At 52.9% G+C, this 19,057-nt stretch carries 15 protein-coding genes; 10 read left to right on the top strand and 5 right to left on the bottom strand.

What is annotated here, in order from left to right:
- Window positions 1-16 precede the first annotated feature (16 nt).
- The 4 genes from TW80_RS14660 to TW80_RS14645 are packed head-to-tail and all read left to right on the top strand — an operon-like array spanning window position 17 to window position 3,618.
- Window positions 17-763: a cephalosporin hydroxylase family protein gene (locus TW80_RS14660; RefSeq protein ID WP_045998154.1), complete on the top strand. Its 747-nt coding sequence runs from the start codon at window positions 17-19 to the stop codon at window positions 761-763.
- A gap of 4 nt (window positions 764-767) precedes the next feature.
- Window positions 768-1,577: a glycosyltransferase family 2 protein gene (locus TW80_RS17715; protein WP_052701013.1), complete on the top strand. Its 810-nt coding sequence runs from the start codon at window positions 768-770 to the stop codon at window positions 1,575-1,577.
- Window positions 1,565-1,960: a GtrA family protein gene (locus TW80_RS14650; protein WP_045998153.1), complete on the top strand. Its 396-nt coding sequence runs from the start codon at window positions 1,565-1,567 to the stop codon at window positions 1,958-1,960. The genes TW80_RS17715 and TW80_RS14650 overlap by 13 nt, the downstream gene beginning before the upstream one ends.
- A 5-nt stretch (window positions 1,961-1,965) precedes the next feature.
- Window positions 1,966-3,618 carry an ArnT family glycosyltransferase gene (locus tag TW80_RS14645; protein ID WP_045998152.1) on the top strand — a complete coding sequence of 551 codons (1,653 nt, stop codon included), beginning with the start codon at window positions 1,966-1,968 and terminating at the stop codon, window positions 3,616-3,618.
- Between the two features lie 435 nt (window positions 3,619-4,053).
- On the opposite strand, the gene TW80_RS14640 is transcribed toward TW80_RS14645, so the two are convergent.
- Both TW80_RS14640 and TW80_RS14635 read right to left on the bottom strand, forming a co-directional pair.
- Window positions 4,054-4,299: a hypothetical protein gene (locus tag TW80_RS14640; RefSeq protein WP_157033293.1), complete on the bottom strand. Its 246-nt coding sequence runs from the start codon at window positions 4,297-4,299 to the stop codon at window positions 4,054-4,056.
- 813 nt (window positions 4,300-5,112) lie between these two features.
- Window positions 5,113-5,841, bottom strand: coding sequence for a helix-turn-helix transcriptional regulator (locus TW80_RS14635; protein ID WP_045998150.1), 729 nt, complete (start codon window positions 5,839-5,841; stop codon window positions 5,113-5,115).
- Between the two features lie 127 nt (window positions 5,842-5,968).
- Here TW80_RS14635 and TW80_RS14630 point away from each other — a divergent pair, with 127 nt between their 5' ends.
- Complete coding sequence (locus TW80_RS14630) at window positions 5,969-6,913, top strand: alpha/beta fold hydrolase (RefSeq protein WP_045998149.1); 945 nt, start codon at window positions 5,969-5,971, stop codon at window positions 6,911-6,913.
- Between the two features lie 76 nt (window positions 6,914-6,989).
- On the opposite strand, the gene TW80_RS14625 is transcribed toward TW80_RS14630, so the two are convergent.
- The 3 genes from TW80_RS14625 to TW80_RS14615 are packed head-to-tail and all read right to left on the bottom strand — an operon-like array spanning window position 6,990 to window position 11,509.
- Window positions 6,990-8,228: an O-antigen ligase family protein gene (locus tag TW80_RS14625; protein WP_162197187.1), complete on the bottom strand. Its 1,239-nt coding sequence runs from the start codon at window positions 8,226-8,228 to the stop codon at window positions 6,990-6,992.
- 7 nt (window positions 8,229-8,235) lie between these two features.
- Window positions 8,236-9,864 carry a GMC oxidoreductase gene (locus TW80_RS14620; protein ID WP_162197186.1) on the bottom strand — a complete coding sequence of 543 codons (1,629 nt, stop codon included), beginning with the start codon at window positions 9,862-9,864 and terminating at the stop codon, window positions 8,236-8,238.
- Between the two features lie 34 nt (window positions 9,865-9,898).
- Window positions 9,899-11,509: a hypothetical protein gene (locus tag TW80_RS14615; protein WP_157033291.1), complete on the bottom strand. Its 1,611-nt coding sequence runs from the start codon at window positions 11,507-11,509 to the stop codon at window positions 9,899-9,901.
- Window positions 11,510-11,971: 462 nt separating this feature from the next.
- On the opposite strand from TW80_RS14615, the gene TW80_RS14610 reads away from it, so the two are divergent.
- The 5 genes from TW80_RS14610 to TW80_RS14590 all read left to right on the top strand — a co-directional run bounded on the left by TW80_RS14610 (window position 11,972) and on the right by TW80_RS14590 (window position 18,970).
- On the top strand, window positions 11,972-14,023 hold the full coding sequence (locus TW80_RS14610) for an acyltransferase family protein (RefSeq protein WP_162197185.1): 2,052 nt from the start codon (window positions 11,972-11,974) through the stop codon (window positions 14,021-14,023).
- The gene (locus TW80_RS14605) at window positions 14,023-15,186 is read left to right on the top strand and encodes a glycosyltransferase family 1 protein (protein ID WP_045998146.1); all 1,164 of its coding nucleotides are present in this window, start codon (window positions 14,023-14,025) and stop codon (window positions 15,184-15,186) included. The genes TW80_RS14610 and TW80_RS14605 overlap by 1 nt, the downstream gene beginning before the upstream one ends.
- A gap of 16 nt (window positions 15,187-15,202) precedes the next feature.
- Complete coding sequence (locus tag TW80_RS14600) at window positions 15,203-16,123, top strand: sulfotransferase family protein (protein WP_045998145.1); 921 nt, start codon at window positions 15,203-15,205, stop codon at window positions 16,121-16,123.
- A 339-nt stretch (window positions 16,124-16,462) separates the two neighbouring features.
- Window positions 16,463-17,125 carry a sugar transferase gene (locus TW80_RS14595; protein WP_045998144.1) on the top strand — a complete coding sequence of 221 codons (663 nt, stop codon included), beginning with the start codon at window positions 16,463-16,465 and terminating at the stop codon, window positions 17,123-17,125.
- A gap of 369 nt (window positions 17,126-17,494) precedes the next feature.
- Entirely contained in the window at window positions 17,495-18,970 is a 1,476-nt protein-coding gene (locus tag TW80_RS14590) for an oligosaccharide flippase family protein (RefSeq protein WP_045998143.1), read from the top strand.
- Window positions 18,971-19,057: the final 87 nt, after the last annotated feature.

The following is a 19,057-nucleotide window of genomic DNA, read 5'->3' as shown; positions in this document are numbered from 1 at the left end:
AATTAAAGGGCTAGATATGGTAGACAAGTTGTTCGAGGATGAACGCAAAGCCAATATTAAGGCAATGCAGGATGATGCCGCGTTTGCGGAACGCACGAACGGTTGGCTCGCACATGCCCAAGAAAGAAAATATTCCTATCAATTCGATTGGATGGGCCTGCCAATCATCCAATACCCTCAAGACGTCATTGCGATGCAGGAATTGGTCTGGGCGATCAAGCCAGATTTGATTATCGAAACAGGTATTGCACGGGGCGGTTCTGCTATTTTCTACGCATCATTGCTTGAACTGAACGCGATGTGTGGTGGACCGGCTGATGCCAAGGTTGTTGCAGTAGATATCGACATTCGTGACCACAATCGTAAAGCGATCGAGGCGCACCCGATGGCGAAGCGTCTACATATGATCCAAGGCTCTAGTATCGACGCAGATATTGTTTCGCAGGTCAAAGCGCATGCGGAAGACAAGAAAACTGTTTTGCTGTGTCTTGATTCCAATCACACGCATGAGCACGTCCTCGAAGAGCTGCGCGCCTATGCGCCATTGGTGACCAAAGGCAGCTATGCGGTCGTATTTGACACGCTTATCGAAGACCTGCCCACAGAAGCGATCGGTGATCGTCCATGGGGGTCTGGTGATAACCCATTGACCGCGATCAATGCTTATTTGAAGGAAAACGACGGCTTTGAGATTGATGAGGAACGTCACACCAAGCTTCAGATTACTGTCGCCAAAAGCGGCTATCTAAGGTGTATCCGCTAGCATCATGGCCCAGTTTTCAGTTCTGATTCCCGTCTATAACGGAGCTAATTTTCTGGCGGAAGCGTTGCAGTCAATCGCGGATCAGACACTTGAGGGCGTGCAGGTTGTGGTCAGCGATAACGCGTCTACAGATGGCACAGCAGAAATATTACAAAATTGGCAAGACAGACTGAACCTGCGTGTCATCACCCAACCCGCTGTTTTACCAATGCAAGCACACTTCAACGCCATTCTGGATGCGGTTGAAACTGAATTTTATATGCTGCTGTGCCACGATGATTACCTAGCCGATCCTGATGCGCTGCGACTTGCACAGGATGCATTAGTTGCAACACCAGATGCCGCAGCCGTATATTGCGACCTTGTGTATGTGAACCCGCGTCGTAAAAAATTAGCGCAGCGCACGTTTCGACGTGGCACCCACTTTTCAGCAGATGAGGCAGGAAAAAGAACCATAGAGACAGCACGTAACCAGTTTGGAATTCCCATTGGGGTTAGGCGATCATCGCTGGGCGACCTACGCTATGACCCGCAGTTTCACTATGCGATGGATGTTGATCTGTCTTGGGCAATCGCACGTCATCAAGATGCACTGCATATTCCCAAACCACTCATTGCGAACAGGTATGGGAACACAAATATGACATGGGCATTGCTGTCTAAGGCGCTGGATGAATATTTGGCGCTGGCGAATAAATACGACATCAACATGAATATCACCGATCACATACGTTTGCGGGGGGTGAATTTCTTTGTTGCTCAGCAAAAGCGACTGTTTAGCCTTTATCAAGGTTTCATATCATGGCGCGGATAACACGCGATGCTATTGTCGCCTTATTAAATAACCAATTGATCCGTTTTGGTCTGGTAGGACTGGCAAACACGATATTCAGCTACGGAGTTTATGCCACAGGGGTCTACCTTGGGTTAGCATATTATATCGCTAGTCTCGTTGCCCTTTTGGTTGGGATTGTGGTCAGCTTTTTCATGCAAGGGCGTCTTGTCTTTCGCGCGCAGCTAAGTGGAAGATTTTCGTCATTTTTGGTCATGTGGGGGCTACTTTACTTACTAAATATCGGTTTGATCCGGTTATTCGTAACGTTTGGTATGGATTACTATTTTGCTGGACTGTTGGCGGCAGTTCCAGTCGTTGTAACATCATTCATCCTGCAAAAATTGATTGTTTTCAAAGGATAATCAGAATGAAAGCATCTGCCGCCCAACATACGGCCCCAGAGCTACGCAAGGGTCTGATCATTATGCTACTGGCAATTGCAGTTATGCGTATCGCTTTGACCTTTGTTCACGAAGCAAATTGGGACGAATACCTTAACCTTTCTATGGTTTACGAACACCAACGTGGTGAACTGCGCGAGATTTTACAAACAGGATTCGTTCATCTGTTTGGTTGGGTTACGCTTATCTCAGAGAATGAAGCCAATCAAATAATCGCCGCACGTGTGTTTTACCTCCTGATCGGCGTTCTCACATCATTCGCGATTTGGAATATCACATCAGTACTTACTTCTCAGAACGCAGCATATTTCGCCGTGCTATGTTATTGGGCCTTAGGGTATACATTAACCCACGCTGTGTCTTTTCGCACGGACCCTTTGGCAGCATGTACCATGATGTGCGCACTATGGTTGGTCGTTTGCAGGCTGCCGACGGTACGGGTTGCGTTAATGGCAGGTGCCTTAGTGGGTCTTGCCGGGGTTCTGACCATCAAGGCTGTGTTCTACTTGCCCGCTCTTGTTCTTATTGCGTTTATTCGCAGTGAAACGACCGCTAAGGGTGGCATGCTGATTATGTTCGCGGGTATCGCTGCTGCAATCAGCTTTTTTGTACTGACCACGCTGCATGCTGCAACATTCCCTCAATTTTCGTCCCCGTTTGACTTTCTTGATCGCACAACAGGCAGCACATTACAGACATGGGATTATTCAATCCTAACTGCATACCTTAGGTCAGCATTGCTACAAAGCACTGTATTTTTTGTGGTTCTAACTGTTGGTTTTTGTGGGTTTTTGATCCAACTAAAAGACGAGGCGCGCCATACAAACAACTGGATCGTACTTGCTTTACTGACGCCCCTTTTGTCAGTTTTTATTTATCGTGACGTTTATCCCTACTATTACCCATTTATCCTAGGACCGGTTATGGTACTTGCTGGGTTCGCCTGGGAATATTTTTCGAAGCACATCAACACCAAGGTGATGCTATTGATCGCAAGCATGCTATGTTTGAACGCTGCGCTAATCACAGTTGAAAAGTTGCAGCGCCCAATCAGAACGCAGCGCGTTACGCTGGAAGTGATACATAGTACCTTTCCAAGTGATGTGACTTATATCGATGGGCGCTCAATGGTGTCTTCTTTGCGTAAGCGAGGATTGTTCATGAGTAGATGGGGGATGACAGATTACCGCCACACCAGGCAGCCGGTTATGCAAGATATTATTCGCACAGAACAACCGCAGTTCTTGCTTGCAAACACATGGCATTTGCAACTGGATGTACTTTCCCCCGAAGTATCAGAAACCATGACGAGTGGATTACTTGCATCTGATCTGCGCGTGTTACAAAATAATTACACCCAATTTTGGGGGCCACTGTACGTACCTGGAAAGACGATCCAACCAGGTGGCGAAATGATGGATATTCTTTTACCGGGGAATTATAGACTTGTGTCTGATGGGGCAGTGACACTTGAGGAAATGATTGTATCTCCTGGGGACGTCGTGCATTTGAATATAGGTGGCTATTTTGTTGGCTCAAACGATACAGCTACATTCATTAAGAATATAGATACTCCACCGGTCCTTCCACCTGATCAAAGCTTGTTCGGGGGTTTCTGATGTAAGCGCATTTTCAGTGCTGCAACATCGATCGTGTGCGCTGATAAATGTAAGACACCAACAACTGCTGCTGTATCGAGGCTCTTGGCCCCATTGGTATCCGAGGATGGTGAAACCGCTGAATACAAGTCAACGGTTCTCGTACACGCAGATCGTACGCCAGACCTGATACCATGCGACATTCTTCTGGAGGCTGCGGGACAAGACGTGCTCGCGTAGGCATGGCACATCACCTGTGCCAAGGGCATGCTGTGTGGGAGACATCCGCCGCAGCAAACCCTTGCTATGCCCGGTTCGATGTGCTCAGCAAGCCGCCATGCCCCTTTCGGAAGTCCACTGGCTGCGTTGCAACTGCGATCTTGACCGCCTGTGCAGGGACGATCACCACGCCATCACATTGCGGGCGATCTCAACTACCTTTTTGCTTGGTGTGCTCTAGGGCAAGTGCACCACAAGCGCGCCCTGCACAAGCTCGAATCCGTCATGTGCTGGATGTACAGGCTCAGGCATCACCGCAACCGCGGCAAAGCCCAATGGCTGCTCCGGCACCGCCACGCGACGCGCCGCAACTTCGGCCACCGTCGCCCCAACCTCATATGTCTCCGATACAATCGCAGCGCGCTCAGTAACCGTCCGCTGCACAACCTTGCGCCGCCCAAATCTTTCATCACCGTCAAGCATCTCAAACCTCCACCATTCATTTGGGCAAGACTCGCAGATCATGATTGGCCAAGATACCATGGGGCGTACGAACCGCTTACTTTCTGAAAAAGTCTTTCAACTGTTCTTGTGAATCGTTGCTACCGGCATCCCGCAACCCAAGAACTCCGTCATCATACTCGATTACCTGAACACCGTCAGCGATCTTTCAGCCCGCCCAATTCCACGGCAACAGTTGATTGATGTGTTTCTGCTTGTGACCGTTTTCGATGGTCGTGAGGAAGCCTGTCAGGCAGCTGAGGGGTTTGACTTTGTTGAGCTTGTAGGCATTGACCTAGGCCTCTAGAGTTCCGCCAAAATTTTTTAGGGTCCGTCCAGCAAAGGACGGACAAATGAAGGCACGTTTGACGCATCTGGGTTGTTTTCCTTCGAAGATGTGGAAGTGCTGGGGTGGGATTGATATAAGGGCTCGATGCTGTCACCGTTTTGTATGCATCGAATGCGTCCTTTGTCTTGCGTCGCAGATATCCTCCGTAGAAAACTCTCAGTGTTTTCTACGGGAGCTGCTTTATTCGATTGCGGTACCATGGCAAATGTGGCGGCTCTTCGCTACGCCATTTATCGCCAAGGGCCGCCCAACGCCCAGCCCTTAGTGTTCTTTCAAACAAGCCGGTACAGGGAATGCGGTTGTTTGAATTCTTCATCAAAGGATGAATGTTGAGCGTAATTACTAACAAGGCGTATTTTCAAATCCGCAGTATAGGAGTGTTGTTGCTGGTACTGTGGTGATTAGTCTTGGGGGCCTTGTAGCGGGTTTATCGGACTGTTTTTCGATCATTGGGCTGCCGGAGTAGCCTTTCGAATTGGGCGTATGTGTTTCTCAAATGGCACGTATCGTTGTCGAAATGTTGCATCTTGCAGGCATTGGGGTTCGGTGATCCGGTCCATTCTAAAGTACCGAAAATCATCGCGAGAAGGGTCCCATGCGACCAAGTACCAAAGTGGTGGTAGGATTAGCATGGCCTGCGGCTCTACGGTCCGGCGCGTGATGCTGCCTTTTGCGTCACGGTATTGGAAACGTAGATGGAAGCGCCCCAGAAACGCAGGTTCAAACGCCGATAGTAGCGCGGGGTCCATGGCGCCCATATCGGATATATCGACCTGCGGTGCGAGCGGCCCGATATAGAGACAATCGAGGAAGCCGCGCAGGTCACGCACCTTATCAGAAGGTAATGATTTTTCTATTTTTGCTAGTCCGGCGTCGGCGAGCTCTGAAAAGGGGAGATTTCCAGCCGCGCGCATGGACGCCACGCTAATCAAGAGCGCAAAAATCTCGGGGACAGACAGCCGGGGGGTGGCCTGAACCGATTGCGGGTCCAACTGCAACCCTCCGCCGGGTCCTGGGTCAGAATGAATGACATACCCTTCGTCGCGCAGTGCACGAATATCGCGCAACACGGTTCGCCGCGAGGCGCCGACGTCGCGTGCGAGTTCTGCGACAGTCATGCTTTGGTTGCGGCGAAGGCTACGCACGATGGCGTCTTGTCGTCTACGTGGGTTCATTTTCACAAGCTAGCAGTTATTGGTGACAATATTTGGCACCATTGGATCTTAGACATTTGATCAAGGCATCGGCAATGCCGGTTCCAGTTTTCGTCAAGCATTCCACATGAAAAAGATAGGATCACCCATGTCTGCGATTTCCGATTTCCCGAAACCAACATACGTTCACACCAATGGTGTTGTCCTCGAAGTTTTTGAAGCTGGACAGCATAATGCAGGGAATCCGATTATACTCTGCCATGGGTGGCCAGAGCATGCCTATTCGTGGCGTTATCAGATACCTGCGCTTGTCGCAGCGGGTTATCATGTCATTGCTCCAAACCAGCGAGGGTATGGTAACTCGTCGCGTCCCGGCGAGGTCACAGCATATGACATTGCAAATTTGACGGGCGATCTGGTCGGTCTGCTGGACCATTTTGGCTATGCTGATGCCACTTTTGTCGGCCACGATTGGGGGGCTAACGTTGTTTGGGGCTTGGCGCTCCTTCATCCGGATCGTGTAAAGAAGCTGATCAATCTTGCGCTTCCATATCAGGTGCGCACTGACAAACCCTGGATTGCATTCATGGAAGAAGTGTTTGGTGCCGATAACTACTTTGTGCATTTTAATCGACAGCCGGGCGTAGCGGACGCTGTGTTGGACGAAAATGCCTCTCAATTTTTGTGCAACCTGTACCGTAAGAACCTTCCCCAGCTGCCGCCTCAGCCGGGTATGATGATGATCAATCTTGCCAAAACAGAGGAACCTCTTGGCGATCCAGTGATGAGCAACGAGGAACTCGCGGTGTTTGCCACTTCGTTCAAATCAAGCGGGTTTACAGGCAGCATCAATTGGTACCGAAATCTTGATAGGAACTGGCAGATTTTGGCGGATGTCGATCCGATTATTCGAAAGCCTGCGCTCATGATTTATGGAGAGCTAGACATGATCCCGCAGTTTGAAAACCTCAGCGATTTCGTGCCTTTGGTTGACGTGACAAGTCTGAATTGTGGTCATTGGATTCAGCAAGAAATGCCAGAGGAAACGACCCGTACCATCCTAGAATGGTTGGCAGGGCAGGAAACTGACTAAACTGCGGTTTCGAGGAAATCTCTCAGTCATTTCACCTAAGGTGCAATCATCAAGGGTGGAGTGACTAAGGAAAGCCTCAAGATGCGTGAATACGTTTTTGGCGGAGTGGGTAGCGTGATACGTAAATTGTGCCGATCCAAATCAGCATCTGTCCCAAGATAAACGGGCGCATCAACTCGCTTTCGACCATGCTCCGGGCGAGTTCGACGACAGCGACGCAGGTAAAAAAGACGAACGGCATACCGCCGCGCCGCAATAGCTGCGCAATGAGCCGGACAAAGGCCCAGCACAGCACAAATATCGCCAAGGCCAGTCCGACTAAACCGAAATGGACGGTGATTTCGAAATATGAATTGTGAAACGAAAAGACCTGATTGGGGCTTTTGTGAAATTCCGCAAAGATCTGGCGGACGAGATCGTTTTCTTCGTAGCGCCAGAAGCCGCCAGAGCCATGGCCGGTCCAAGGACGTTGGCGGATGACGTCTTCTGCGTAGCCCCATAGCTCTGTTCGGCCGGTTAATGTACTGCTTTTGCCAAGCCGTTGAAGAAGGAGTGCCAGCGGTGTTTCTGAGCTAGCTGAGATGGCAAAGGGGATCGCCACACCCAGGATGCCACATAGGATCAGCCCAAGAGCAAACCTGTCCATCGGTGTCCGCGATCCGCGTCCCGCAAAGAAGCTAAAGATGACGATCATAACTGCAATTAGGACCGCCAAAACAAGTGCGGTCGCAGAGTGGCTCGCGACGATGAGCATCAGCGCTAGTGCGGCAAGACCAAGAGCGATTGAGCGCACCCAAAGTCGCATCCAAGGGTCAAGCGCGACGCAGAGTGACGATAGCCACAGTAGCAGCATCTTGGCGCCGAGCATGTTCTTATGCGCAAAGATCCCAGTCATTGCACCGTCGTGATACGAGGTGAAAAACACACTAAGGATCCCGCAAATGCCAGTTGCGGCCAGCACAGTGAGCAGGATTTCTCGTGGGCGCATCCAGACGACCAATAGAATGCATACTTGCATCGTGAGGATCATCTGGATCGCGGTTCGAAAGGCCACGGATGGCAAGACTGCCGTGGCCGATGTGACCATCGCCCAAACAGGCAAAAGCATCAGCGGCCAACATCGCAAGAGGATAGGCAGGGTGGTGTGGGCTTGTCGAAAAAATGCATAAAAGAAATAGAGCGCGAGCGGATAGAGGATGAGCTCATCGCGGGGAAAAACCGTAAAGGTGACAACGAACCACATCACCGTCAGCAGCTTTTCAACGGGCCGGGCGGGTAGCCGTACCGCTGGGGCGGTTGGATATGTGCCGGTCATTACCATGCTAATGCAATCTTTGTTGGCGTGGCGCATCTTGGCCACAAATATGATGTGCCAGACGCATTGCTAAAGCAACGATTGTGTGGGTTGGCGGGGCCGAACCCGCGCTGCGAAACACGCTCGATCCCGCTATATAAAGCCCAGCGATACCGTGCATTTTGCAGTTCCCGTCGACCACGCTCTCGGTCGCGTCGCGACCCATGCGTGCCGTGCCAAGCTGATGATAACCGTCGCGTGCTTTGCCTCTGACGGCGTTATGTAGCTGTTCCGGGGCAAAGTCGAAGGTCAGTTTCGCCACCCCAGATTGGTCGAGCACCGTTTCTAGATTTTTATGACCATTTATTACATTTTGAATGTCAATATCTGAAAAATCATACGCTATTTTGATCTCTGGCAGGCTGTCGTCGTCGACATTTCCGGACAGGGTAATACGGTTGCTTAGGTTACGTGTTTGGTCTGCGTGATAGCAGAGTTTGAACCAATTTGCGCGGTTTGGGATCAGATGATCAAGTTGGCGTCTGTCTGGATGCCGACGACCACGCAGCAGGTCGGGCAAGGCCCGCAACGTGGTTGGCAGATCACCCAAAAGGTTGCTCAGGTGCGACATGATGCTTGTGGGCGTGGGCTTTTCTGGGGCGCCCAAGCCAGCGGCACTGACCAACGTTTTACGCCCGAGCAGCCGCGATTTGAGGTATTTGGCTGACAAGATGCCCGAACCGTGCCGGGCATCTTCTTCTGGGTGGTTTTTAGCCCAGAAAAACATGTTCATGCCGTCCATCACACCGCGTTTCGATGTTCGAAAGACGCGCCTGCGAAACCCGCCGTCGGGTGCGGTACGCCATCCAAAGACGCGGCTATCAGTATTCTTGGGAAAGGTGATATGCGCGATGCTGCCTGTCAGATGGCCCGAATAACCCCGCCCCAGCTCTGTCAGGTGTCCAAATATGTTGGGATTTCGGGCCTGATCTGCAAGCAAGAGCCGGGCGGTTTCGACCCCGCCGCTTGCGATGATGGTGACCCGCGCATGCAAGGCGATTGGCGCGTGTGTTTGTTGCGTGGGGCAGGCGCGCACACCGATGCAATTTGGATCTGACCCCTCTTGTGTCTGCATAAGAAGCCCAACCACCACGGTCGAAAGCAAAATATCCGGACCGGTGAGCGCCTGTAGTCTGCCAGCGTGGCGGCGCGATACAGGCCCGTCGGTGCCAAGCGTTTCTATCGCGTTCAAATCGAACGATGAGGAGTCATTTTCATCTGCGACCGACGTGTCAAATGCCGATCCACCTAGAAAAATTGCGGCCGCGTCATGATGTGCGGCGAGTTCATCATAAGATATCGGCCACGCGTCGCGCTCAAACTCGGGCTTGGAAAACGGCAGTATACGCCCACCCCAGAGCCATGATGTCCCGCCAAACGCGCGGCAATTGGTTTCGTTCAAAGGCGAATGGGCGGAAGGGACTGACCGTTCGGCGCTGGGGCCTGCTGTTGGTTGCTCGCCACCCGCGTCGATGAGCAAGACGGACCGCCCGTTTTCAGACATGGTCAGGGCGACGGCGATGCCAGCGGGGCCAGACCCGACGACACAGGCGTCATAGTCCCTTTGTGCGGCAGTTTGGAGGTCGATTATCGGCATTGGCTTGTCCATTCATCGATACGAACGTTCATGGCTAGTGCGCCGCGTTTGAAATCAGCGATATGTCTTGCCAGGGCACCGGGGTAATCAGATCGCTCTCAATCTGATCGAGCCACGTGTTCGCAGCGAATGCATTGGTGCATGTGCCGTCAGCCATGTCCAAAATGATCGGGGTGTATTGTTCCTGAAACTGAGGTTGAAAGAACAGCTGTTTCACACCTGTGTCATGTTGGCTGGCGGCCTCGGTCCAATTTTGGCGCTGGCAATTGGGTCTGTGAAATTGTGCAACAAGTTCGGGTTGGTGTTTCCAGAATGTATCCACGTCAAAGCTGGCGTGATTGCGGAAACCTTCTTTGATTGGGTTTGCGTGGGCCATTTCAACCCAATTCAATCCCATTAAATCGCGCAGTTCCCCGTCATAGGTCAGGGCAATGCCACCGGCAGCGGTGACACCCATCGTGGGCTGCGGATCGAATTGGTTCATATAGTCGCCAAAGACCTCGCCACGGTGCGAGAGCTCAAATTCCCACCCGATCCGAACGCGGGATTGGTAGTAGGAAAAGGCGTTGATGACGATCCAAGCCGACCCGGCAAGGACGAGGATCACCGCAAAATTACGATCAAATCGCGGGGCAAGCGCCAGATCGCGTAGCCAGACCGCGCATATCACAACGGGAAGCGCAAAGATCGGCATGATCGGCTGGTAGAAGCGCCATTGCACAAAGTGATCACCACCCAACATGACGTAGACGCTGAGCATACCCAACACCGTCGCTGTGGCGAGGATTTGAGTCCGATGCCCGGCGGCAGGGCGCGTGAACAACGCGAAAAGGCTGGTTCCGCCCAGCACCACCCATGCAACAATGATGAGTTCCGCGAACGGCTGCCCGCTTACAAAGCTGATCAGGTATTTTGCCCCGTCGATGATATTTTGTAGGCGGTCGGCGGACACTTTGGCGTAGTAAGTATTTGGGAACGGGTAACCGAAATAGGCAATCCGCCCGGCAATCACGGCCCCGAAAGAGATCAGCGCAGTGATCATTCCAATGCCTGCAACGCGCCAAATCGCGGGCCGTAAGATAACAGCAAGAGCGACGAGACCAAAGGTGACAGCGATGCCTTCGGGGCGGATGGCTGGTAATGCGAGCGCCACGACCCAGAACCCGATGTCCACGCGCGGTGGCTCTGTGGCTTCGTCTGTTAGATACGACAGCCGGTCGAGCAAAATCATGCAAGAGGCTGACCAGATGGCGACCTCCATCATGGACCATGTGGACCATAGGAAAAATGCAGGCATTCCCGCCAAGGCAAGCGCCATCAACCCCAGCGTCAGACGAGGCTGCGCATTGGCCGTGGCACGTGAAGCGATTTGAAACCCGAAATAGACGGCGACCGTCGTGAAAATCGCGGTAATGGTCAGTATTGTGATTTCCGGATTGTCGTTGAACAAGTAGGGCAGAACAAGGATCAGCGTCCAAAGCATCGAGGTCGCACCTTCGACCCGTTCGCCACCGATATTGTAAACAAACCCATGTCCGTTCGCGATATTCTGAGAATAAGACCGGGTGATCGCGGCATCATCAATACCATTCGTGCCCGGCGCGAGGGCCAAAAACCACGCGACGCCGATCATGACACAGGTCATCAATGCTGCAACTGCAATGTAGGTAGTACGATGTTGATACAAATTGCTGAAACCAGACATAAGCAAACCGGCACTAAATCAATAAAAAATGGCGCAAACTAAAAATACTGCGAGTCCAATGGTACGGTGAGCTTGGCTTTGATGCAAGTTTAGGAATGTTATTTGATCAACGCTCAAAATGCGGTAAAATTTCTCTCAGATAGATACTTATTTTATTATTTTTCTGCGTTTGCAGCGTTCTAGGAGCCAGTTTATTGTCGCCTTTTGCCAAATTTCGTTTTGCGCCATCTGGGCGGGATGCATCCCGTTACAGCGATGAAACTCTTACCATAATTGATGATCTCGGCGATATATCGCCCGATAATGCAACCTTAGTCTGCGAAGTCTCTATATGCGGTGATCCGGGCCAATGCTGCCTGATCCTTTCGCCCTCTGATGATTCGGGTACAAAGGATGCTGGTCGTGACCAATTATAGACGCGACATTGATGGGCTGCGTGCCGTGGCGGTTTTGCCCGTCGTTTTATTTCATGCGCATGTTGGGGGGATGTCGGGGGGATATGTCGGGGTCGATATCTTTTTCGTCATCTCGGGTTTTCTGATTACCTCAATCATCGCGCGAGAGATTGCGGCGGGCGAATTTTCGATCTTGCGATTTTACGAACGCCGTGCGCGTCGTATTTTGCCTGCGTTGTTTGCCGTTATCGCTGCCACACTGATTGCGAGCTATGTGTTCTTTATGCCGACAGAGTTTGTTGAAGCGGCCAAATCGGCGATTGCCACAGTGCTATTTGTGTCGAATTTCCTGTTCTGGTCCGAGACAGGTTACTTTAGCCCGGGCATCTATAGTCAGCCGTTGTTGCACACTTGGTCGTTGGCGATCGAAGAGCAGTTCTACATCTTTTTTCCGCCGCTCATGATGTTGCTGGCTTGGGTTGGCTGGCGTGCCCGGCGCGTCATTGTTGTGCTGACGGTCATTTCCTTTTTGCTCAGCGCGGTGACGACTGCGATGCGCCCAGAGATGGCGTACTATCTGTTGCCGTGGCGCGCATGGGAGTTGGGCCTAGGCGCGTTGATCGCGCTTTGGATCAGTGACATCCGCCTGTCGCGACCCATTCGTGAAGTGCTGAGCATCGCGGGTCTTATTGCGATTGCTGTCGCGGTGCTGGGGTTTGACGAGGCAACCGTTTTTCCGGGATATGCTGCACTATTGCCGGTCGTTGGTGCGGGTGCTTTGCTGATCTGTGGTGCCCAAGGCGATACGCTGGCCGCGCGGCTATTGTCGCTGCGTCCCGTTGTTTGGATCGGCTTGATTTCTTACTCGCTCTATTTGTGGCACTGGCCCGTGATCGTGTTCTATCAGCAGCTTACCTTTGATCGGCCAGATTTCTGGGGCTGCGTGATCGTTGTTGGACTTTCGATTGGCCTTGCTTGGTTAAGCTGGCGCTACATCGAGGCCCCATTTCGTAAGGCACCTGCCTCTGGGCATTTGGCGGCTGCGGGCAGGGGGTTTGCGCAGCGTACAATATTCGGGATGTCATTGGCCGGGATGGCAGTGGTTATCATGGCCGCAGGTGCGGTGGTGGTCGGGCAGGGGTGGTCTTGGCGGCTATCGCCAGAGGCTGCGCGGTTGGCCGCGTTTACCGATGATCGGCATCCGCAATTGCGCAACTGTACGGCTCGCTATGATGGCTGGCGTTCGCCAAGTGATCCTTGCATTTTTGGACCGGGTGACGGGCCGCCGACCGTTGCAATTTGGGGCGATAGCCATGCCGCCGCGATGCTGCCAGAGGTCGAAGCAGCCGCGCACCGCGCCAATTTACGCGTGGCCTATCTGTCGCGATCCGGTTGCCTGCCGGTGCGCAATGTTGACCGGCTGGATGGGCGCACTGGGCGCTGCGCAGAGTACGGCAATGGGGCGATGGACTATCTATTGCAGACGCCTTCTTTGACGACAGTGATCGTCGTTGCGCGCTATGCAATGGCGGCCGACGGGTATTTGACCGACTATGGATTGGCTGAACGAGATTTTGGTCCCACAATATTCGAGGACCTCGACACCGGACGCTGGCCCGAGGACGCGCGTTTAGGCGCGCTCATGGAGAAACTGGATGAAACAGTGTCGGGTTTAACTGACGCAGGGCTTCAGGTCGCTGTGATCTATCCGATACCCGAAATTGGCCACAAAGTGCCGGAAACGCTGGCGAAACTATCGCTTCAGGGGCGATCTGTGGGTGATTTTGGATTAGCACGCAGCGCCTATAATGCGCGCAATCAAGGTGTGATCGCCGGGCTTGACGAAATTACAGCACGGAACGGGGCGGTCCGCATTCGACCCGAACAGCAGCTATGCGATGAGAAGCTGTGCCGCACCTATCTGAACGGAGATGCGCTTTATTATGATGATGATCACCTGAGTAGCGTCGGCGCGGCGCTTCTTGGAAAAGAACTGGATCAAGTGATGCAAGCCGCACCATTGGCCGTTCAGTCGCAGTTATCGGATGGAAGATTGTGATGTTTGATGTGGTTTGTGCAATCGACCCGCGCTTTGCGGGCGGGACCGCCGCCGCGCTTGCCAGTGATGTGACTGCGTTCTTGGATGCGGGTCGGTCGGTCGGTTTGATTGAGGTGACGAGCCCCTATCTGGCCGATATGCGCGCGCCGCGCAGCAAAGTGATTGAGGCACTGCATCAAGACCCCCGACTGCGGATTGTGAACGCCGCGACCGACGGTGTGATCCGTGCAAAGACAGCGTTCTTGCATCATCCGATGACGTTTTTCTACGGGCTTGACCAAAAGATTAGGCTTGAGGTGGAAAGTGCATTTTTGGTCGCGCACCACCTGCCATTTCGTGGCGACGGTTCGTTGCAGTATGACCCGGTTGCCACCAGTTGGCGCAGCTATCGCGCGACAGGGGCTTGGCCTGTTTGGGCGCCTGTGTCCGGGGTATGTCGCCAGCAGTTGCAATCATTCGCGCCATTCATTCGCATCGCTGGAGAAGATTGGCCAAATGTCTTTGATATTTCGGAATGGACACCGCAGAGGCAGAAATTCGGGGATGACGTACTGACGATAGGGCGGCATGGGCGGGCGGATCCGCTAAAGTGGCCGGAAACTGCGGCCAAGGTCGCTGCCGGTTTGCCTGTGCTGCCGCAATCGCGCATTCGGGTGATGGGCGTGCCAGAGCAGGATCTGCGCGACATGGGCGTCGATATGTCTGGCTGGCAGATCACCCCATTTGATACCATGCCCGTGCCTGTGTTCGTCGATGAGCTGGATATTTTTGCCTATCATTATCATCCGATGTGGGCCGAATGTTTTGGACGTACGATTGCCGAAGCCATGTTGATGGGTGTTCCTTGCGTGTTGGACCCCCGGCTCAAGCCAACGTTTGGCGATTTGGCGATCTATTGCCCGGTTGAGCAGGCTGGCGAGATGATCGAAAAATTACGCGCTGACCCAGTGGGCGCGCGCAAAATGGCTGCCACCGCCCACGAAGCGATGATCGCCCGCCACGGCACGGGGTCTGTGGATGGCCGGTTAGATCGTTTTGCCTCTGGCAGCATGACGCGCGCATCGGTTCGGCGCGTGGCATCTCCTCTGGCGGTGCTGCGCAAGACGATGGGTATGATCCGCCGCAAAGAATATTTTTTATCGCACCTGAGTGCGAAACAGTAATGAGATTGGGCTATTTATGAAGCAACGTATTCGATCCGCCATTGTTTCCGCGTCGTTGCAGATGCGTCAGCACAAGCCCGAAAATGCAATCGTTCTCTCATGTGATCCGCGTAGCGGGTCGACGTGGCTGAGCGAGGTGCTGAGCGCGTCAATCCCGAGCGCGGTGATTTGGGAGCCATTTCACCGCGATCACGTGCCTCAGATCCGTGATATCGACTTTGCCTGGCGGCAGTATATTCCGCCAGAGGCGCATTGGCCCGAAGCCGAAGCGCTGGTGCGGAAAATTCTAGCCGGTGGTGTCGTGAATGAATGGACGACTTGGGCCAGCCCGGTCACGGATTTCGTCAAAGCGGAGCGGCTGATTGTAAAATGTTGCCGCGCGAACGGGTTCTTGCCGTGGATGGTGCGCCGCGTGGCATTTCAAAAGCGGCCGATCCATTTCTTGCGCCATCCTTTTGCGATTGCGGCCTCGCAGATCAGGATGGGCAATTTTGATACCGCTGGCATGGCCGAAGACCTTGCACGGGGTCGATATGCATCGGACCTAGAGGAAAGCGCCGCCTATATCCGGGGTCTGGAAACGCCTGAGGAAAAGATCGTCGGCATGTGGTGCCGGACCCAAAAAACGGCCCTCGAAGACGAGGTAACCCGCGCACGTGTGACGCGGATGTACTATGAGACATTGACCGTTTCACCCGCCGCTGAGATTGAGCGCCTGTTCGCAGGTTGGCGGGAATCGGTGCCAGAAAACGCGCTCGCACAGGTCCAAAAGGCCAGTCGGATGACGCAGGACCAAAGCCTTCTTGAGGACCCGGAGCAGCAGGTTAACAAATGGCGAAGCAAGTTTTCTGATCGCCAAGTTGAAAGAATGTGCAAAGTTTTGCTCAATTTTGACATCACGCTCTATGGCGAAGGCCCGATGCCGAATCTTGGCTAGCATTGGATTGGCCTTGGACGCGCCTAGAATTTTTATGGCATGGATTCAATAGGCTAGGCGACGTAGGGGCAGCTTGATCAAAGTGATATTGCGAAATGCAACCTAAGCGATAGCGTTTCCATAGCGATTTGGCTCTGTGCGAAGGCCCCAATGTAGGTGTGTTTATTAGGCAATTGCGCAACAGAGCATCACATCTGCGCAAGGTATGGTTAAAAATACCTTGCGATCATTTCCCGCTCCGATAAACATATGAGCATTGAAATAAATAAGTACGGCGGAGCGCCCCTGTTATTACAACCTTTGGGTCCGCTGTTTGTTAAATAGGTGGATTCAATCGATATGTATCATTCATATTCTCTACATATGCGCAGGTCTTGGACCACGTCTTCGCGGGGCAAACGTATTTTCGATATTGTCGTCGCTGCAGCCATGCTTGTGCTATTTACGCCCGTCATGCTGACGGTTGCTCTTATGCTGAAATGTTCAGATCGCGGACCGATTTTTTATGGCCACACACGTGTCGGTAAGGGCGGTGTCGAGTTTCAGTGCTTTAAGTTCAGAACAATGGCGACGAATGCCGATGAACGTTTGGAAGCGCTTCTGAAGACTGATCCAGAGATGCGCGCAGAATGGGAAGCATCACGTAAGCTACGCCATGACCCTCGGATTATTCCGGGCATTGGTCACATGCTACGCAAATCTAGTTTGGATGAGTTGCCGCAAGTGCTGAATGTCTTGTTAGGTGACATGAGCGTGGTTGGCCCGCGCCCTGTGGTCGAGGACGAACTGGATCGTTACGGCCGCTATCGTCATGCGTATTTGTCTGTGCGTCCGGGGCTGACTGGTCCTTGGCAAGCTGCCCAGCGTTCTGACAGTACCTATGGAGAGCGTGTTCGGCTTGATGCGGACTATGTGCGCAACGGAACCTTAATGCGTGATATCGTCATCATCATGATGACGGCGCGCAAGTTTCTCAAATTCAATACGAGTGGCGCCTACTAGATCGCTCTTATTCGAACCAGAGTTCTGGCCATTCGCTGCGTCGCGGCGGATGGTCAAATACGCATCTAGCAACACGATCGGCCCGCTCATGAGCCAAGCGCCGCAGATCCAAACCCACAATGTGCCACCTACGCTGATACACACGGCACCGGCGACGATGATGGTAAGGCAAATGATAAGAATGACGCGCTGTAGTTGCATATCAAAATTCTTATCATGTAAATATGTGGTTTCGGCTTCCATTTCTAATTGTACGCATCCAGAGCAGTCGCCAATAGGGCGCAATTATGTCATTTCGGCGGCTTCTTGCCGACAAAATGCAACAAATAGGCGTATAAGCGCCTATTGTCGCTATATCCTAGGTTAATCATGCGCGCAGTTCGATTGAAATCAACCAGCGATAGTTTTTTCGCCAGCGTTTCCCAGCTCATAAGCGCGCGCGCGCTTATGATGTTATTGCAGTTTTTGAGCCTGCCAATATTGGCGCGACTTCTGAGCGTCGAAGACTTCGCGATCATGAGTCTCGGAATGGTTGTGCCGCTTTTCGCGAATACTTTTAGCGATGCGGGGTTTGGCCGGTCACTTATTAGGGCGCAGCGGTACGATGTCGATGAATGGAGCACCGTGTTCTGGTTTCTCGGTGGGGTGGGCCTGCTATTGGGGTTGGCCGTTGCGGCCATCGCGCCGATCTATGCAAGCAGCATGAACCAGCCCGGATTGGTCGCGGTCATACTCGTCCTTTCACTTATGCCGATGTTGCAATCGTTTTTGTCGGTCCATCAGGCGGCGATCGAGCGCGATTTTCGCTTTGATGTGATGTCTGGTGTGATTGGCGTGTCAGGTGTGACGAGTGTGGCGGCTGCTGTGGCGCTGGCCTATTTGGGGGCGGGCTATTGGGCGTTGATTGCACAGCAAGTGCTGTTGGTTGCAATTCGGTTCATCGGCGTGATGAGCCTATCGCCATTTCGCCCAAAGTTCGTTTTTCGTCGCGCCTTGCTTCGGCCGCATCTCAGGTTTGGGGTGAATACCTTGCTCTTCTCGGGTGTGATGGTTTTGCACGCCCAAGCGCCGGTGATCGCCTTCAACCAACTCTTTGGAACCTTCGCGGTCTCGCTATGGGCGATGGTGGAACGGGTTTCGCGTTTTCCGCGGCTGGGGGTGATAGGCCCGCTTGCTCAGGTTGCGATGGTGTCGATGTCGCGGCAATGGCGTGACGGAGAAGGGCGCGCCGATGTAGCGAGATCGTATGTCTCGGCGATGCGACTGTTGGCTGTTGTTTTGTTTCCGGGAATGTTGGTTCTCGCCATGAATGGCCGTCCGGTGTTTACTTGGCTTTTGTCGGATCGCTGGGCTGATATGGCTTTTGTCTTTGGTTTAGCTGTTCCTGCATTCTTGGTCGATATGATGACATCGGTTGGCGCACGGGTGTTTATGGTCGCTGATCGGACAGACTTGCGCCTTCGGATGGCGATTGAGCGGTTTGTGCTGGGGATCACGGTTTTCCTATGCGCACTGCCCTATGGGTTTGAGCAGGCCGTGATTGCGCGCAGTGTTTTTGCTGTTCTCTACATGCCGCGCTATTGGAGCTACATGAACCGATGTGTGCCAATTTCAATACGTGAAGGGGCGGCGCCAATGATCGTTCCGACAGTGGTCGGGTTGATCTTTGGGTTGGCGGTCAATGGGCTTGTGGGCGCGACAGCTTGGGGCAATTTGACGACAGCAACGGCGGTCTTGGGGTTGTGCATAGTCGCAAGCGCGGCTGCGGGTTTGGTTACCTGGCGTGCCATCAAGCGCGATATCCAATGGCTGCAAGGATCAACCGCAGTGGTGAATGACAGATAAAACCTGACGGAATGGTCGAATGGTTCGCCCATAACCCTATGGTCTAAGCCATTCGTATTTAATATTTTTGCATGTATGTGCCGGGTA

This window comes from Loktanella sp. S4079 (assembly GCF_000967725.1).
Lineage (GTDB): Bacteria > Pseudomonadota > Alphaproteobacteria > Rhodobacterales > Rhodobacteraceae > Yoonia.
The sequence above is the reverse complement of the archived record's forward strand: the minus strand, read 5'-3'. Positions and strand labels throughout refer to the sequence as shown.

Excerpts from the sequence above, each read along its gene's own strand:
- TW80_RS14660 (WP_045998154.1), top strand. The coding sequence starts at position 17 with ATGGTAGACAAGTTGTTCGAGGATGAACGCAAAGCCAATATTAAGGCA.
- TW80_RS17715 (WP_052701013.1), top strand. The coding sequence starts at position 768 with ATGGCCCAGTTTTCAGTTCTGATTCCCGTCTATAACGGAGCTAATTTT.
- TW80_RS14650 (WP_045998153.1), top strand. The coding sequence starts at position 1,565 with ATGGCGCGGATAACACGCGATGCTATTGTCGCCTTATTAAATAACCAA.
- TW80_RS14645 (WP_045998152.1), top strand. The coding sequence starts at position 1,966 with ATGAAAGCATCTGCCGCCCAACATACGGCCCCAGAGCTACGCAAGGGT.
- TW80_RS14640 (WP_157033293.1), bottom strand. The coding sequence starts at position 4,299 with ATGCTTGACGGTGATGAAAGATTTGGGCGGCGCAAGGTTGTGCAGCGG.
- TW80_RS14635 (WP_045998150.1), bottom strand. The coding sequence starts at position 5,841 with ATGAACCCACGTAGACGACAAGACGCCATCGTGCGTAGCCTTCGCCGC.
- TW80_RS14630 (WP_045998149.1), top strand. The coding sequence starts at position 5,969 with ATGTCTGCGATTTCCGATTTCCCGAAACCAACATACGTTCACACCAAT.
- TW80_RS14625 (WP_162197187.1), bottom strand. The coding sequence starts at position 8,228 with ATGACCGGCACATATCCAACCGCCCCAGCGGTACGGCTACCCGCCCGG.
- TW80_RS14620 (WP_162197186.1), bottom strand. The coding sequence starts at position 9,864 with ATGCCGATAATCGACCTCCAAACTGCCGCACAAAGGGACTATGACGCC.
- TW80_RS14615 (WP_157033291.1), bottom strand. The coding sequence starts at position 11,509 with ATGACCTGTGTCATGATCGGCGTCGCGTGGTTTTTGGCCCTCGCGCCG.
- TW80_RS14605 (WP_045998146.1), top strand. The coding sequence starts at position 14,023 with ATGTTTGATGTGGTTTGTGCAATCGACCCGCGCTTTGCGGGCGGGACC.
- TW80_RS14600 (WP_045998145.1), top strand. The coding sequence starts at position 15,203 with ATGAAGCAACGTATTCGATCCGCCATTGTTTCCGCGTCGTTGCAGATG.
- TW80_RS14595 (WP_045998144.1), top strand. The coding sequence starts at position 16,463 with ATGTATCATTCATATTCTCTACATATGCGCAGGTCTTGGACCACGTCT.
- TW80_RS14590 (WP_045998143.1), top strand. The coding sequence starts at position 17,495 with ATGCGCGCAGTTCGATTGAAATCAACCAGCGATAGTTTTTTCGCCAGC.